This window comes from Plantibacter sp. CFBP 13570 (assembly GCF_014841395.1).
GTDB lineage: Bacteria > Actinomycetota > Actinomycetes > Actinomycetales > Microbacteriaceae > Plantibacter > Plantibacter auratus.
This window is the reverse complement of the sequence record NZ_JACYTW010000002.1, coordinates 21,459-36,709: the sequence shown is the minus strand read 5'-3', so window position 1 is coordinate 36,709 and position 15,251 is coordinate 21,459. Positions and strand designations below refer to the sequence as shown.

17 protein-coding genes are annotated in these 15,251 nt (G+C 69.2%); 8 read left to right on the top strand and 9 right to left on the bottom strand.

Translation table 11 applies throughout. The features are described 5' to 3' along the window. The first annotated feature begins 17 nt into the window (after nt 1-17). The gene (locus tag IFT89_RS01195) at nt 18-974 is read left to right on the top strand and encodes a DMT family transporter (protein ID WP_202937991.1); all 957 of its coding nucleotides are present in this window, start codon (nt 18-20) and stop codon (nt 972-974) included. 34 nt (nt 975-1,008) lie between these two features. On the opposite strand, the gene IFT89_RS01190 is transcribed toward IFT89_RS01195, so the two are convergent. Both IFT89_RS01190 and msrB read right to left on the bottom strand, forming a co-directional pair. Next, nucleotides 1,009-1,557 (bottom strand): nitroreductase family protein, encoded by a 549-nt coding sequence (locus IFT89_RS01190; protein ID WP_085510333.1) that lies wholly within the window; start codon nt 1,555-1,557, stop codon nt 1,009-1,011. Then, nucleotides 1,554-1,973 (bottom strand): peptide-methionine (R)-S-oxide reductase MsrB, encoded by a 420-nt coding sequence (msrB, locus tag IFT89_RS01185; RefSeq protein ID WP_085510334.1) that lies wholly within the window; start codon nt 1,971-1,973, stop codon nt 1,554-1,556. The genes IFT89_RS01190 and msrB overlap by 4 nt, the downstream gene beginning before the upstream one ends. Before the next feature lie 217 nt (nt 1,974-2,190). Here msrB and IFT89_RS01180 point away from each other — a divergent pair, with 217 nt between their 5' ends. The 5 genes from IFT89_RS01180 to IFT89_RS01160 all read left to right on the top strand — a co-directional run bounded on the left by IFT89_RS01180 (nt 2,191) and on the right by IFT89_RS01160 (nt 6,077). Beyond that, nucleotides 2,191-2,499: a DUF3263 domain-containing protein gene (locus IFT89_RS01180; RefSeq protein WP_079705365.1), complete on the top strand. Its 309-nt coding sequence runs from the start codon at nt 2,191-2,193 to the stop codon at nt 2,497-2,499. A gap of 21 nt (nt 2,500-2,520) precedes the next feature. Then, a complete protein-coding gene (locus IFT89_RS01175; RefSeq protein ID WP_202937990.1) occupies nt 2,521-3,093 on the top strand; it encodes a LytR C-terminal domain-containing protein in 573 nt (190 codons plus the stop codon). A gap of 285 nt (nt 3,094-3,378) precedes the next feature. Further along, complete coding sequence (locus IFT89_RS01170) at nt 3,379-3,582, top strand: cold-shock protein (RefSeq protein ID WP_079705369.1); 204 nt, start codon at nt 3,379-3,381, stop codon at nt 3,580-3,582. 204 nt (nt 3,583-3,786) lie between these two features. Then, nucleotides 3,787-5,406: a chaperonin GroEL gene (gene groL / locus IFT89_RS01165; protein ID WP_064296567.1), complete on the top strand. Its 1,620-nt coding sequence runs from the start codon at nt 3,787-3,789 to the stop codon at nt 5,404-5,406. A gap of 509 nt (nt 5,407-5,915) precedes the next feature. Next, nucleotides 5,916-6,077, top strand: a complete 162-nt coding sequence (locus tag IFT89_RS01160) for a hypothetical protein (protein WP_161578545.1) — start codon at nt 5,916-5,918, stop codon at nt 6,075-6,077. Between the two features lie 34 nt (nt 6,078-6,111). Here the strand turns inward: IFT89_RS01160 and IFT89_RS01155 are convergent, their stop codons facing one another. The 6 genes from IFT89_RS01155 to IFT89_RS01130 form a co-directional block, all read right to left on the bottom strand. Beyond that, on the bottom strand, nt 6,112-6,402 hold the full coding sequence (locus IFT89_RS01155; protein WP_064296564.1) for a WXG100 family type VII secretion target: 291 nt from the start codon (nt 6,400-6,402) through the stop codon (nt 6,112-6,114). Between the two features lie 153 nt (nt 6,403-6,555). Further along, complete coding sequence (locus IFT89_RS01150) at nt 6,556-8,220, bottom strand: sensor histidine kinase (RefSeq protein WP_202937989.1); 1,665 nt, start codon at nt 8,218-8,220, stop codon at nt 6,556-6,558. 10 nt (nt 8,221-8,230) lie between these two features. Beyond that, a complete protein-coding gene (locus IFT89_RS01145; protein ID WP_202937988.1) occupies nt 8,231-8,920 on the bottom strand; it encodes a response regulator transcription factor in 690 nt (229 codons plus the stop codon). 46 nt (nt 8,921-8,966) lie between these two features. Beyond that, nucleotides 8,967-10,610: a DNA repair helicase XPB gene (locus IFT89_RS01140; RefSeq protein ID WP_202937987.1), complete on the bottom strand. Its 1,644-nt coding sequence runs from the start codon at nt 10,608-10,610 to the stop codon at nt 8,967-8,969. A 50-nt stretch (nt 10,611-10,660) separates the two neighbouring features. Further along, the gene (locus tag IFT89_RS01135; RefSeq protein ID WP_202937986.1) at nt 10,661-12,496 is read right to left on the bottom strand and encodes a helicase-associated domain-containing protein; all 1,836 of its coding nucleotides are present in this window, start codon (nt 12,494-12,496) and stop codon (nt 10,661-10,663) included. 5 nt (nt 12,497-12,501) lie between these two features. Further along, nucleotides 12,502-12,777, bottom strand: a complete 276-nt coding sequence (locus IFT89_RS01130; RefSeq protein ID WP_124768896.1) for a multidrug ABC transporter ATPase — start codon at nt 12,775-12,777, stop codon at nt 12,502-12,504. A gap of 136 nt (nt 12,778-12,913) precedes the next feature. On the opposite strand from IFT89_RS01130, the gene IFT89_RS01125 reads away from it, so the two are divergent. Together IFT89_RS01125 and IFT89_RS01120 are read left to right on the top strand one after the other, a co-directional pair. After that, nucleotides 12,914-13,297, top strand: a complete 384-nt coding sequence (locus tag IFT89_RS01125; protein ID WP_079705376.1) for a cold-shock protein — start codon at nt 12,914-12,916, stop codon at nt 13,295-13,297. Continuing rightward, on the top strand, nt 13,290-13,976 hold the full coding sequence (locus tag IFT89_RS01120; RefSeq protein ID WP_202937985.1) for a DUF3027 domain-containing protein: 687 nt from the start codon (nt 13,290-13,292) through the stop codon (nt 13,974-13,976). The genes IFT89_RS01125 and IFT89_RS01120 overlap by 8 nt, the downstream gene beginning before the upstream one ends. An 86-nt stretch (nt 13,977-14,062) precedes the next feature. Here IFT89_RS01120 and serC read toward each other — a convergent pair whose 3' ends face one another. Continuing rightward, nucleotides 14,063-15,175 carry a phosphoserine transaminase gene (gene serC, locus IFT89_RS01115; protein WP_086474368.1) on the bottom strand — a complete coding sequence of 371 codons (1,113 nt, stop codon included), beginning with the start codon at nt 15,173-15,175 and terminating at the stop codon, nt 14,063-14,065. Nucleotides 15,176-15,251: the final 76 nt, after the last annotated feature.

The window sequence follows — 15,251 nt, the reverse complement described above, 5'->3', positions numbered from 1 at the left end:
TTGGAAGGAACCCTCCCGTGACCCGTGTCCCAGCGCCGCTCGCGCTCCTCATCGCCGTCGTCAGCGGAGCCTTCATCGCGGTGCAGGCCCGATTGAACGGTGAGCTCGGCGCGCGACTCGGCGATGGGTTCACCGCCGCTGCGATCTCGTTCGGCGGCGGCTTGATCATCCTCACCGTCGGACTGGCGCTGTCCCGTACCGGTCGTCGCGGTCTCTCCACGGTGGCCGGTGCCGTCCGACGCCGGGAGATGCCCTGGTGGACGGTGCTCGGTGGATGTGCCGGAGCGTTCCTCGTGCTCTCGCAGGGGCTCACCGCCGCCACGCTCGGCGTCGCCCTCTTCACGGTCGCGGTCGTCGCCGGCCAGACCGCGAGCGGACTCGTGCTCGACCGGATCGGCTTCGGCCCGGGAGGCGTCGTCGGGTTCAGTGTCCAGCGCGTCCTCGGGGCAGTCGTCGCCCTCGTCGCGGTCGGCGTCGCGGTCTCGGGCGAGCTCGGCGGGAGCATCCCACTCGGCCTGCTCGTCCTGCCGCTGCTCGCCGGGATCGGGATCGGCTGGCAGCAGGCGGTCAACGGCCGCGTGAAGATGCGGGCACAGAGCACGCTCGCCGCCACGTTCATCAACTTCATCGTGGGGACGGTCGTGCTGGTCATCGCCGCCGTGCTGCACGCGATCATCGTCGCGCCGCCCGGACCGCTCCCGGGGGAGTGGTGGCTCTACCTCGGTGGCCCGATCGGCTGCGTGTTCATCGCCGTGGCGGCGTTCCTCGTGCAGCACACGGGCGTGCTCATCCTCGGTCTCGGCACGGTGGCCGGTCAGACCCTGAGCGCGCTCGCCCTGGACGTGCTGCTGCCCACCGACGACGGCGGGGTGCATGGCGCGACCGTCATCGGGACGCTCCTCGCGTTCGCCGCCGTGGCGATCGCGTCGGCGCGGTTCAGGCGTCGTCCCACGGCATCGTCGACCGGCGACTGAGTCGAGCCGTCGGACGCCGTGAGCGACTCCGTCGTCAGGGCATGGAGCTGAGGTGCGCCTTCGCGTTGATCGTCTTGCGGCGCCCTGTGCGAGCGTTGCCCGGCTTCCCTCCGACGTACAACCAGCCGAGGAGCTCCTCGCCCTTCTTCAGACCGTGTGCCTTCCGGACCGCTTTGGCGCGAGTGGCGCCGCCCGTGCGCCAGAACACGCCCCACCCGGCGTCGTCGAGCAGGAGGCTGACCATGTGGGCCACTCCGGCCGCGACCGCCTCCTGCTCCCAGGCGGGCACCTTCGACTTCTTCACGCTGACGACGACCGCGAGCAACAGGGGCGCGCGGAGCGGCTTCGTCGAGGGCTTCGAGTCGCCCTCCGCCTTCGCGAGCGCCCGGCCGAGCTTCACCCGGTCGTCGCCGCGGAGGGTGATGACCCGCCACGGACGCAGGGCACTGTGGTCGGCCACTCGACCGGCCGCCCCGAGGACCTCGAGGAGTTCCGCGTCACTCGGAGCGACGTCGGTGACCTTGGACCACGAACGGCGCCCGGCGACGGCGGCGAGGACTGGACGCTCGACCGGTTCGGTCACTCCGTCGGCTCGGCGGTGTCGGCCGCGGCGAAGTTGAGCGCGATCGAGTTCATGCAGTAGCGGTCGCCGGTGGGCGTCCCGAAGCCGTCGTCGAACACGTGGCCGAGGTGCGAGCCGCAGTTGGCGCACCGGACCTCGGTACGCACCATGCCGAGGGTGCGGTCCTCGATGAGCTGCACCGCCTCGGGGTTCACGGACTCGTAGAAGCTCGGCCATCCACAGCCGGAATCGAACTTGGTACCGCTCTTGAAGAGTTCGGCGTTGCAGGCGGCACAGGTGTAGAGGCCCGCGCGCGACTCGTCGAGGAGCTCACCGGTCCAGGCCCGCTCGGTCGCCGCTCCGCGGAGGACCTGATACTGCTCCGGCGTGAGTTCCTCGCGCCACTGCTCATCGGTCTTCGACACGTCGTACGTCATGCTGCTCCATTCGTCTCGGTCATCCTACGTGCGGGGCTGCCTCGTGCATGCGGCTCCCGACGTATTCCATAACACTGCACCGAGCCTGATCCTTCCCGGTGAACGTCGGCCCTCGCCGGGGTGGATGCGGCCCGGCGGGCATCGGCTGAATAGACTTGGACGACGGCGGACCGGAGCATGACTCCACGGTCGCCGCATCGGCACCGATCGGCAGGAGATGAGCATGCAGCCAGCGTCGCGCACGCCTGCCGATGACGACGCGTCGACGCCGACGGGAGGCCTCGACCAGCGCGAGCTCGAGATCCTCGAGTTCGAGTCCCACTGGATGCAGCACGTCGGGGCCAAGGAGGCCGCCATCCGCGACCGCTTCGCCCTGTCCCCGGCCCGGTACTATCAACTGCTCGGCGCGCTCATCGACTCGCCGTCCGCCCTCGCCCACGACCCCATGCTGATCAAGCGGCTGCAGCGCACCCGCGACGCCCGACTCTCGGCGCGAGGAGCCTCGGCTCCCCGCACCGACGGCTGAGCAGCTCTCGGAGACCACACCATGGCTGAATCCTTCCCGCCCGACCGCTTCGACGAGGTCCCCGACCTCAAGCGCGTCGGCGCGCACCGTGCCCCTGCTCCCAAGGGACGCGGCTGGATCGCCTTCCTCGTCGCCGTGGTCGCCACGCTCGTACTCGTGGGGGTCGGCACCTTCGCCCTGTTCGGGTTGAACGACCGGATCGACTTCTTCGGCGGCTCGCAGAGCCCGAGCGCCACGCCCACGCCGACCCCCACCCCGACCGAGGCTGCCCCCGTCGTCGACCCCGCGGCCAGCATCCTCGTCCTGAACGGCACACCCACCGCCGGCCTCGCCGCATCGGCGGCGGCAGCGATCGCGGCTGCCGGCTTCACGCAGCAGATCGGGACGAGCGACGCCAGCACGGAGGACGTCACGACGAGCGGCGTCTACTACCAGGATCCGTCGCAGGAGGGCGTCGCCCGCGCCATCGCGAACGCGCTCGGCGGCATCCCGATCCAGATCACGGACACGTACGCGATCCCCGTCGAGGAGGGCGAGGCGCCGGTCCTCCGCATCGTCGTCGTGGTCGGCGCGGACTACCAGCCTGCCGGCTGAGCGCGGCTGGAGCGGGTCGATCGCTCGGGTCGCCGGCACGCCGTGTTTCCGGAGTGTTTCCTCCATGTTGAGTTGTCGTATCACTCCGCCCCGTTTGTCGATTTCGGGGTGAATCCGCGCGGTGCTCCGGATTAGTATCTGGAACTGGCCGCTCATCCCGTCCCGTCTCGACTCGCCCCCGGGTCCACTTCGGCGCAGGGTGGTCACCGGGGTCCCGATCCCGGATGGCAGGTCCGGGTTCGGCAACAGTCGATGCCTGCGAGCACGCAGCAATGGGAGTATGAAATGGCGAACGGAACCGTCAAGTGGTTCAACGCTGAGAAGGGCTTCGGCTTCATCACGGTCGACGACGGTGGACAGGATGTCTTCGTCCACTACTCGGCGATCGACATGAGCGGCTACAAGTCCTTGGAAGAGGGCCAGGCGGTCGTCTTCGAGGTCGGCACTGGAGCAAAGGGGCCTCAGGCCGAGGGTGTGCGCCTGGCGTAGCCGCTGATCAGGTACGCGATTCCTGCGACGCCGTCCACTTCGGTGGGCGGCGTCGTTCGTCGTTCCGGGGCTGTTCCCGGGAGTTCGCTCAGGGCGCCGGTGCTCACTTGCACTCCCACCCCCTGAGTGCCAGAATCGACTTAGCACTCGTACTCATTGAGTGCTAACAACGTTCATGACGTCCGGGAGGGACGAAAAACACACATGGCTAAGATCATTGCTTTCGACGAGGAGGCCCGTCGCGGCCTCGAGCGTGGACTGAACATTCTTGCTGACACGGTCAAGGTCACCCTTGGGCCGCGCGGTCGCAACGTTGTCCTCGAGAAGAAGTGGGGCGCCCCCACGATCACCAACGACGGCGTGTCCATCGCCAAGGAGATCGAACTCGACGACCCGTACGAGAAGATCGGCGCGGAGCTCGTCAAGGAGGTCGCCAAGAAGACCGACGACGTCGCCGGCGACGGCACCACCACGGCGACCGTGCTGGCACAGGCGCTCGTCCGCGAGGGCCTCCGCAACGTCGCCGCAGGCGCCGACCCCATCAGCCTCAAGCGCGGCATCGAGAAGGCCGTCGAGGCCGTCACGGTCGAGCTCATCGCCAACGCCAAGGAGGTGGAGACCAAGGAGGAGATCGCTGCGACCGCTTCCATCTCCGCCGGCGACACCACCATCGGCGAGATCATCGCCGAGGCGATCGACAAGGTCGGCAAGGAGGGTGTCGTCACCGTCGAGGAGTCGAACACCTTCGGCACCGAGCTCGAGCTCACCGAGGGCATGCGCTTCGACAAGGGCTACCTGTCGCAGTACTTCGTGACCGACCCCGACCGCCAGGAAGCGGTGTTCGAGGACCCCTACATCCTCATCGCCAACCAGAAGATCTCCGCGATCAAGGACCTCCTGCCGATCGTCGACCAGGTCATCCAGTCGGGCAAGCAGCTCCTCATCATCGCTGAGGACGTCGACGGCGAAGCTCTCGCGACGCTCGTCGTCAACAAGATCCGTGGCATCTTCAAGTCCGTCGCCGTCAAGGCTCCGGGCTTCGGCGACCGCCGCAAGGCTCAGCTGCAGGACATCGCCATCCTCACCGGTGGCCAGGTCATCTCCGAGGAGGTCGGCCTCAAGCTCGAGACCGTCACCCTCGACCTGCTCGGCCGTGCCCGCAAGGTCGTCATCACCAAGGATGAGACCACCATCGTCGAGGGTGCCGGCGACGCCGACGCCATCGCTGGTCGTGTCTCGCAGATCCGCAAGGAGATCGACAACACCGACAGCGACTACGACCGCGAGAAGCTCCAGGAGCGTCTCGCCAAGCTCGCGGGCGGTGTGGCGGTCATCAAGGCCGGTGCAGCGACCGAGGTCGAGCTCAAGGAGCGCAAGCACCGCATCGAGGACGCCGTTCGCAACGCGAAGGCTGCCGTCGAAGAGGGCATCGTCGCCGGTGGTGGCGTCGCCCTGATCCAGGCTGGCAAGACCGCGTTCGAGAAGCTCGAGCTCGTCGGTGACGAGGCGACCGGTGCGAACATCGTCAAGGTCGCCATCGACGCTCCGCTCAAGCAGATTGCGCTCAACGCAGGCCTCGAGCCTGGCGTCGTCGCCGACAAGGTCCGCAACCTGCCCGTCGGACACGGCCTCAACGCCGCGACCGGTGAGTACGTCGACATGCTCGCTGCCGGCATCAACGACCCGGTGAAGGTCACGCGCTCCGCGCTGCTCAACGCAGCGTCGATCGCCGGTCTGTTCCTCACCACCGAGGCCGTCGTCGCCGACAAGCCGGAGAAGAACCCGGCTCCGGCCGGCGACCCGACCGGTGGCATGGACTTCTAAGTCCGCAGCAACACCTGCGCAGGGCGTCTCCTTCGGGAGGCGCCCTGCGTCGTTTCGCCTGCATCGCTGTGAGGGGGGAGGTGGCTCTGGAGCGTGTATGTGCCTCGCGGCATGTTCGGACGAAACGTTGTGAAGCCGTGACTGGACGCCCGCAGGACGGGGCCAGTGCGTCTCTCAGCCCGAACCATGACACGACTCGCTCTCGCCGGAACGTTCTGACTGGCCGAGTACGTGTGCCGAAGTCGTATCCGCCGAAACGCTCGAGTCCACCCTTGATCTCACTTCGCCCAGCTGGGAACCGGGCTTCAGCTATCGGTCCAGCAACGTCTCCTACGGTGCGGTGCTCGTCGCTGGGGGCCAGACGTGCGGCTTCGCCGGCGCGGAGTCCGGACGAACCGGATCGATCGACACGCTCCGCGGCGCTGGACCCGCGTTTGCGGACTCGCTGACGCTCGCGCGAACTGCCCCCGGCGTCTCGGTCGTCGAGATCGACGGGCGATAGCGCGTTCGTGCGCGTCAGTCCGACGATCACCGATCGGGCTGAGCTCGAGATGAACCTCCGCGGAACCTGGGTCACGATCACGGTCGGTGGAGCGTCGATGCTGGGAGACGGGTCGCTCACGGCCACGGAGCGGGTCATCGCGCTGGCGACGGCCATGGCGGCGGCCTGACGTCGATCGAGTCGTTCCAGCCGCCGCCGGAGCGTCACCCGCTGAACATGCTCGCGTTCGCCCGCTCGATCTCGGCGTACTGCGTGCCCGCGACGGCGAGCGCTCGGCTGATCTCGCCGAGGTTCTCCTCGACCTGACGCTGGGTGCCCCTCCAGCGCTCGACGACACCGTGGAACGCGGCCGCTGCAGCGCCGGTCCACTGGCCGTCGAGTGCCGCCAGCTGCGTGTGCAGGCGGGCTACCTCGTTCTGGATCTGCTCGATCGTGACGCGTGCCGCCGTGGAAGCGCGCTCGACCGCGTCGCTGTCGACCTGGAAAGTGGCCATCGGGAACTCCGTTCGTCCGGGCGATGCCTGTCATCGCCGCTACCGAGACGGTAGGTGCTCGCCACCGGCCGGAACCGGCCAGGAAGGACTCGGGCGCGCACTCCGGAGCAGACCGGAGCCTGTGGAGGAGGGTCGAGCCAGCCCGCCGGCGGGTCAGGCCGGAGGGCCCGCGATGACGATGGGGCTCGTGGCCGCTGACGGTGCGAGCGGCAGGATGACGCGGAACGTCGCGCCGCCGCCGGGGGTCTCGGTCACGTCGACCGTGCCACCGTGCGCCGCGACGATGGAGGCGACGATCGCCAGTCCGAGGCCGCTGCCGCCCGTCTCGCGGGTCCGCGAACTGTCGGCACGCCAGAAGCGCTGGAAGATCTTCTCGCGGATCTGCGGCGGGATGCCCTCGCCGTGGTCGACGATGGCGATGCTGGCGGTCCCGGCGCGGGCGTCCGTGCCGACCGCGAGCTCGATCGGACTGTCGGCGGGCGTGAAGCGCAGGGCGTTTCCGATGAGGTTCGTGACGACCTGCCGGATCTTGTTCTCCTCGCCGAGGACGATCGGCGGCACGGCCAGGGTCAGTGGTTCTGCGATGGGCTTCGTGTCGGGCGTGGTGGCGTCACCGGACGGCTTCGGCCGACGCCGGAAGCGGTTGAACGTCGCGCCGAAGATCGGCCCGGTCGAGCCCGTCTGGGGTGGTGCTTCGGCAGCGGCCGGGGACTCGCCGGTGGTCTCGGAGGCATCGTCGTCGACGGCTCGCGCCATGCGTTCGTCGCGGACGACCTGGACCGTGCGCCCGGGGGCCTGGGCCGTGGTGTCGAGCGCGGCGTCGCGCGCGATCGGGAGCAGGTCGACGGGGGCGACGTTCAGCGGTCGCGTCTCATCGAGGCGGGCGAGCTGGAGGAGGTCCTCGACGAGCGCACCCATGCGGATGGCCTCCTTCTCGATGCGCTCCATGGCCTGTGCGACGTCCTGCGGCGTCTGGAGGGCACCCATCCGGTAGAGCTCGGCGTAGCCGCGCACGGAGACGAGCGGGGTGCGCAGCTCGTGGCTCGCGTCGCCGACGAAGTTCCGCATCTGCTCGATGGTCTTCCCGCGGTCCGAGTACGCGCGGTCGATGCGGGCCAGCATCGTGTTGAGCGATCGGCTGAGTCGCCCCACCTCGGTGTTCGGCGTCGACCCCGCGAGTCGCTGGCTGAAGTCGCCGTCGGCGAACGCGGCGGCCGTCCGTTCCACCTGGCGGAGCGGTTCGAAGGTGCCTGTCACCAGCCACCGGGTGAGGAGCGCTCCGACCACGATGATGAGCACGCCGAGGACGAAGAAGATCGTGAGGTAGGTCGCGATCGTGTTGTCGGTGCCCTGCATCGAGATGGCGACCCACGCCGCTCCCGTGCGGAACCCGTCGAGGGTGACCGGGACGGAGACCGCGTGGTACACGATCGTGCCGCTCGCGTTGGTGGTCGTGTAGATCTGGGTCCCGCTCGCGGCGACGTCGTTCGCGCTGAGGTGCGCCGGGTGTTCGGGAGCGATGCTGTCGTCCCACCCGGACGAGGCCCGGAGTTCGCCGTTCGTGTCGTACACGGCGACGAACAGCGTCGAGGGGGCGTCGAGCTGGAGTTGTCCGTCCTCGGAGATCTCACCGACGATCTTGCCCTTGGCGGCAGTGACCAGACTGTCGTTCGCCTGCTGGGTGAGGACCTCTTTGAGGAGCGGGGTCGTCCCCATGCCCGCGACGAGCAGACCGAAGGCGAGGACCAGCACCGTCACCCCGGTGATCTTCGTCCGGAGTGAGACGCTGCTCCACCAGGTGGACAGGGAATCGGCCATCGGGTGGGGGCTACGCCTTTCCGGCCTTGAGCATGTAGCCGAATCCGCGCTTGGTCTGGATGAGCGGCTCGCTGGAGAACTGGTCGAGCTTCCGGCGCAGGTAGGAGATGTAGCTCTCGACGATGCCGGCGTCGCCGTTGAAGTCGTACTCCCAGACGTGGTCGAGGATCTGGGCCTTCGACAGGACACGGTTCGGGTTGAGCATGAGGTAGCGGAGGAGCTTGAACTCGGTCGGGCTGAGGTCGATGGGGGTGTCGCCGACGAGGACCTCGTGGGTGTCCTGGTCCATCGTCAGCTCGCCGGCGCGGATCACCGCATCCTCGTCGGCCTGCATCGTCCGGCGGAGGATCGCCTTGATGCGAGCCACGATCTCGTCGAGGCTGAATGGCTTGGTGACGTAGTCGTCGCCGCCGACGGTGAGGCCCGTGATCTTGTCCTCGGTGTCGTCCTTCGCGGTGAGGAAGAGGATGGGCGCCGTGTAGCCGGCGCTGCGCAGACGCTTGGTGACGCCGAAGCCGTTCATGTCCGGCAGCATCACGTCGAGGATGATGAGGTCGGGCTCCTCCTCGAGGACCGCCGAGATGGCGGCTGCGCCGTTGCCCACGGCACGGACGGCGAAGCCGGCGAATCGCAGGCTCGTGGTGAGGAGGTCGCGGATGTTCGGTTCGTCGTCGACGATGAGGATGCGGGGTCCGGTCATGACACCATTATCTGCACGTTTCTTGAGACTTTTCTGAGAGCCTGTTTCACGCGTTCTGCAGGGCGTGGGCGTCGAGGATCGTGTAGCTGTAGCCCTGTTCAGCGAGGAAGCGCTGCCGGTTCTGTGCGAACTCCTGATCGACCGTGTCGCGCGACACCAGGGTGTAGAAGCTCGCGGTGAGTCCCGTGGACTTCGGGCGCAACAGACGGCCGAGACGCTGCGCCTCTTCCTGTCGTGAACCGAACGAACCCGACACCTGGATGGCGACGGTCGCTTCGGGCAGATCGACCGAGAAGTTCGCGACCTTCGAGACGACGAGCACCTGCTCGGTGCCGTCGCGGAAGGCCTGATAGAGCCGTTCTCGCTCGTCGACCGGTGTTGCGCCGGTCAACTGCGGGGCACCCAGCGTCTCTGCCAGCTCCTCGATCTGGTCGAGGTACTGCCCGATGACGAGGATCTGCTCACCGCGGTGCCGTTCGACGAGCTGGCGGACGACGTCGAGCTTCGCCGGAGCGGTCGCCGCGAGGCGGTACCGCTCGTCGTCGGCGGACGCGGCGTACGTGAGGCGGTCGGCCTGCGGCAGGTCGACGCGCACCTCGAAGCACGCGGCGGGGGAGATGAAGCCCTGCGCCTCGATCTCCTTCCACGGGGCGTCGAACCGCTTCGGGCCGATGAGCGAGAAGACGTCGCCCTCGCGGCCGTCCTCCCGGATGAGCGTCGCCGTCAGGCCGAGGCGACGCCGCGCCTGCAACTCGGCGGTGAGCTTGAAGACGGGTGCCGGGAGCAGGTGCACCTCGTCGTAGACCACGAGGCCCCAGTCCATGGCGTCGAGCAGCGCGAGGTGGGCGTACTCGCCCTTCCGCTTGGCCGTGAGGATCTGATAGGTCGCGATCGTGACCGGCTTGACCTCCTTCACCTGCCCCGAGTACTCGCCGATCTCCTCGGCGGTGAGGGAGGTGCGCTTCAACAGCTCGTCACGCCACTGCCGTGCCGACACCGTGTTCGTGACGAGGATCAGGGTGTTGGTGGACGCCGTCGCCATCGCGCCGGCGCCGACCAGGGTCTTGCCCGCACCACAGGGGAGCACCACGACACCGGAACCGCCGGAGAAGAAGTTGTCGACCGCCTGCTGCTGATAGTCGCGGAGGCGCCAGCCGTCCTCGACCAGGTCGATCTGGTGCGGCGTGCCGGCGGTGTACCCGGCGAGGTCCTCGGCGGGCCAGCCCAGCTTCACGAGTTCCTGCTTGAGCGCGCCGCGTGCCCACGGCTCGACGAGGAAGGTGTCCGGCGTCGGGTGCCCGATGAGGAGGGGCGCGATCCGCTTGGCGCCCGCCACCTCGGTCAGGATCGGGAGGTCCGTGGAGCGGAGGACGAGCTCGCCCTCCTCGGAGCGTTCGATCACGAGCCGGCCGTAGCGGTTGACGGTCTCGCGCATGTCGATCGTCACGGACGCGGGGATGGAGAACTTCGAGTACCGCTCCAGCGTCTCGATCATCTGGTCGGCATCGTGCCCGGCGGCCCGTGCATTCCACAGTCCGAGACGGGTGATCCGGTAGGTGTGGATGTGCTCCGGCGCGCGCTCGAGCTCGGCGAACACCGAGAGATCGTGGCGGGCGTCCTCGGCGAGCGGGTGGGCGACCTCGAGCAGCACGGTGCGGTCGCTTTGGACGATCAGTGGTCCATCAGACATAACGGTCGAGTCTACCGGCGGATCCGGTGCGCAACCCCCTGAGCGAGCGCTCAGCCGGCGATCCGGACCTCGGTGATCATCGCGAGCGGCAGGGTGCGTTCGACGTCGGCCGACCGGTCCAGACCGCGCAGGCGACCGCCGGCGAGGCTCACCGGTTCGATCGTGAACGTGGATCGGCGCTCGCCGTGCTGCAGCTGCACGGTGACCGGCGTGTGGTCGCGGACGGCGATCTCCAGCTGCTTGGCCAACCATGCGCTGCTCGTGTCACCGCGGTCGTCGGCGCGGAGCCGTGACACCAGATCCGGTTCCGTCGAGGCGGCCGGAGCGGAGAGGCTGGTGCGCATGACCGGCTGCCGGCGGATCCGGAGCGGGGCGCCGCCGTCGTCCTCCGCGACCACCGGGTAGCGCGCGTCGTGGAGGGCCCAGTAGACCGTCGCCGCCTCGATCCGGCTGGTGAGCCGGTGCTCGTCGCTCGGACGGAGACCGAGCGCCACGAGGCTCTGGTCGACCGAGATCGCCGCGATCAGGCCGGCGTCGTCGGAGCGGATGTAGCTGCTGCGTCCAGGGTCGGCCGAGGCGTCGGCCGACGCGCGGATCGTCCCGACGCGGACGAGGCCGAATCGGGATGCGGCCTCGGACACGAGGTACCGCAGAGGCTGAGGGACGCCGGTCAGGGAGATCGACTCGAGGTACGCGAGCAGGTCCTCGGCTGTGTCTCCGTCGGCGAGGGCCCGGGTGACGCTCGCGGTCGTGATGCGGTACCTCGACGCCTGAGCGCGCCCCTCCGGCTCCGCGAGGGCCCGGAGGCGGACGTCGAGTTCCGCCGTCGGGGGACCGAGCGCGATGACCGTCAAGTCGTCCTGGAGGACGACCTGCGACACCTCGGCGGGGAGCATGGACGCGAGCGTCGAGGCCGCGTCGGCCGCGTGGTCGTCGACGAGGAGTCGTCCGAATCCGCTGGTCGCGCCGTCGACGGTGACCCCGAGCAGCTCGGCGACCGCGTCGACCGCTCGCGTCGGCGCCACGACGGCATCCTCCGCCAACGGGTACCACCAGCTGAGCTCCTCGACCAGGTCGACGGAACCGCGCCGGTACGCCGTCAGGATGCGATCGCGGATCGTGGCCGGGATCGCGTCGCGCCAGGCTGTCGCGAGACGAAGCCAGCGTTCCGCGGTGGCCGACGCCAGCCAGGCCTCGCCGACCTCGCTCAGGCGGATGGCGGAGCCGATCGCGTCCGTGAGCCCGGCAGCCGACGCCACGGACAGGGCGAGCTCGATCTGGTCGGGCGTGCTCGCCGCCGCGGCTGCGAGCCGTTTGAGGTCCGGCATGGACGGGGCTCCACGGCCGAGCAGGCGTGCGGGCTCGCGGTCGAGTTCATGGAGGCTCTCGCCGACGATGCCGACCGCGCCGGCCGCTCGCTCGCTCGCGAGGGCGTCCGTGTCGGGCGAGGGGCGGGTCGCGTGGGACGTCGGCGCCGCCGCCGGAAGTTGGAGTTCTGCACGGCCTGGTCTGCCGCTCGCCGCCCACTCCTCGAACACCGCGGCCACCGCGCTCACCGGTCTGATCGGACCGGCTCCGTCGTCCAGCACGAGGATGTCCCGCTCCAGCCGCTCCAGGGCGGCATCCACCTCCGACTGCTCGCGTCCGAGCGTGCTCGCGAGCGATCGGCGCTCGGTCCCGTCCAGCGCGGCGGCGAGCACCGCGAGGGTGTCCCGGTCGAGCAGTGCCATCCGGCGGGCGACGCTCGCATCGTCCAACAGGGCCTCGGCGAAGTCGAAGAAGTCCGCGATGCGGGCGGAGGAGGCCCTGCGGTCGGGCGTCAGCCGGCGGAGCGCGTCGTCCGGGAGCTCCCGGAGGCGGCGCGCGATCGCGAAGGCCTCGCCCATGGTCGTCAGCGCGGCGACTGACCGCGGGACTCGCGGGACCGTCGTACGGCACCCACGATGATGAGCGTGATCAGCATCAGGAAGGCGATCGGGAGTCCGACGAGCGGCAGGATCGTCACGACCGGCCAGACGCCGACGGCGAAGTCGCCCTGCTCGAGGCCGGTGGCGGTGCCGACCATCACCGCGACGAACGCGGCGATCGACACGGCGACGATCGTCACGACCATGTAGGCCAGGATCCGTTCGGGCCGCGAGATGCTCGGCGTCTGCTCATCAGTCACGCTCCCAGGATAGAGGCACGCGGCTGCTGCACCGAATAGGCTGGGGGCCGAGGACCGATGGTCCTCTCGATCGCGCTTCCTGCGCGATCACCGCACGGCGCTGCATTTTCTGCGCACGACACACAGCGAGGTTCCCATGCCCACCGGCAAGGTCAAGTTCTACGACGAGGAGAAGGGCTTCGGCTTCATCAGCTCTGATGACGGCCAGGAGGTCTTCCTGCACGCTTCCGCACTGCCCGCGGGCACGGCCGGCGTGAAGCCGGGGACGCGGCTCGAGTTCGGCATCGCCGACGGCAAGCGCGGCGCCCAGGCGCTGTCCGTGCGCGTCCTCGAGGCTCCGCCCAGCCTCGTCAAGCTGAAGCGCAAGCCGGCCGACGACATGGCGATCATCGTCGAGGACCTCGTGAAGCTCCTCGACGGCATCGGCGGCGACCTGCGCCGCGGCAAGTACCCGAACAGCAGTCACAGCACGAAGATCGCTGCTGTGCTGCGCAAGGTCGCGGACGAGCTGGATGCCTGACGCCGATCAGGAGACGCCCGTCGAGGATCGCGACGTCACGGCCGACACGGACACACGAGCCGAGTCGGACGAGCATCGCTCGGACGACGGCACCGATGGCGAGTCGACCCCGGCACCCGTGCCGGACGAGACCCTGATCGCGGCCGTGGAGCTCGCGCGCGAAGCGCTGCAGGAGATCACGCCCGCGAGCACGGTCGGTGAGCCGGCCGGGCACGTCGTGGTCGATGATCACGTCGTCTCGCTGCTGTTCGCGAACACGATGGCGGGCTACCCCGGATGGTTCTGGACGGTGACGCTCTCGCGGACCGCCGACGACGCCGCGCCCAACGTGCTCGAGACGGAGCTGATGCCCGGCGACGGCGCGTTGCTGGCTCCGCAGTGGGTGCCGTGGTCGGAACGCCTCGCGGACTACCGCGCCGCGCAGGAGGCAGCGGCTGCGGCTGCGGCTGACGACGCGCTCGACGACGCGGATGACACCGACGAGTTCGACGACGACGATGTCGCGCTGTCCGGGGATCCCCGCGACCGCGACCGCGACGGCATCGAACTCGAGTACGACGAGGACGACGTCGATGCGGCGTCGGACGACTCGGATGACGACGACTCGGACGAGGACGAGGACGACTCGGACGAGGACGAGGACTCCGACGAGGACGACGACCGGTTCGAGGACGAGTAGCACTCGCGCACCACGCGACAGACGAACGGGCGGCCGAACCTCGAGAGGGTTCGACCGCCCGTTCGGCGTTCAGCGGGGGAGACGGATCAGAGCGCCCCGACGACGTGTTCGATGCTCGCGATGAGCTGACGGACGTCTGCGGGGTCGATCGCCGTGAAGGTCGCGACGCGCAGCTGGTTGCGGCCGAGCTTGCGGTAGGGCTCGGTGTCGACGATGCCGTTCGCCCGGAGGGTCTTCGCGACCAGCGCGGCGTCGATGGCGTCGTCGAAGTCGATCGTGACGACGACCTGCGAGCGGTGGTCGGGGTTCGTCACGAACGGCGTCGTGTAGGAGGTGCGCTCGGCCCACTCGTACAGGGCGCCGGAGGACTCGGCCGTCCGTGCCGATGCCCAGGCGAGGCCGCCGTTGCCGTTGATCCACGAGATCTGCTCCTCGAGGAGCACGAGCGTCGACAACGCGGGAGTGTTGAGCGTCTGCTCGAGTCGGGAGTTGTCGACCGCGTTCTTCAGGCTCAGGAACTCCGGGATGTAGCGGCCGCTCGCCGCGATCCGTTCGATGCGCTCGATCGCCGCGGGGGAGCAGAGCGCGAACCACAGGCCGCCGTCGGATGCGAAGTTCTTCTGCGGTGCGAAGTAGTAGACGTCCGCCTGGCTCGCGTCGAAGTCCACACCACCCGCGGCGCTCGTCGCGTCGATCACCGTGAGGGCGCCGGCGTCGCCGGACACGCGTCGCACCGGGGCCATGACGCCGGTCGAGGTCTCGTTATGCGGCCAGGCGTACACGTCGACGCCCTCGACCACCTCGGGATCGATGCGGGATCCACCCGGCACCTCACGGACGTCCGGAGCGGTGAGCCACGGGGCGCCCGCCGCCTTGGCGAACTTGCCGCCGAACTCGCCGAAGACGAGGTTCTGGCTGCGCTGCTCGATGAGGCCGAAGGCGGCCGCGTCCCAGAACGCGGTCGAGCCGCCGTTGCCGACGATGATCTCGTAGCCCTCGGGGGCGCGGAACAAGTCGGCCAGGCCGGCGCGCACGCGGCCGACGAGCTGCTTGACGGGAGCCTGACGGTGGGAGGTGCCGAGGAGGGACAGGCCGGCCTCGGAGAGCGCTGCGATCTGCTCAGGTCGGATCTTGGAGGGGCCGCAGCCGAATCGACCATCGGCGGGCAGAAGGGACGTGGGAATCGTGATCTCCGGCATACGGCGATTCTAGAGGCGGGGGCCTCATGGCGTCGTGCCACGGCGCCCGGATGCGTCCACGCGGGGCGGAGTGGCT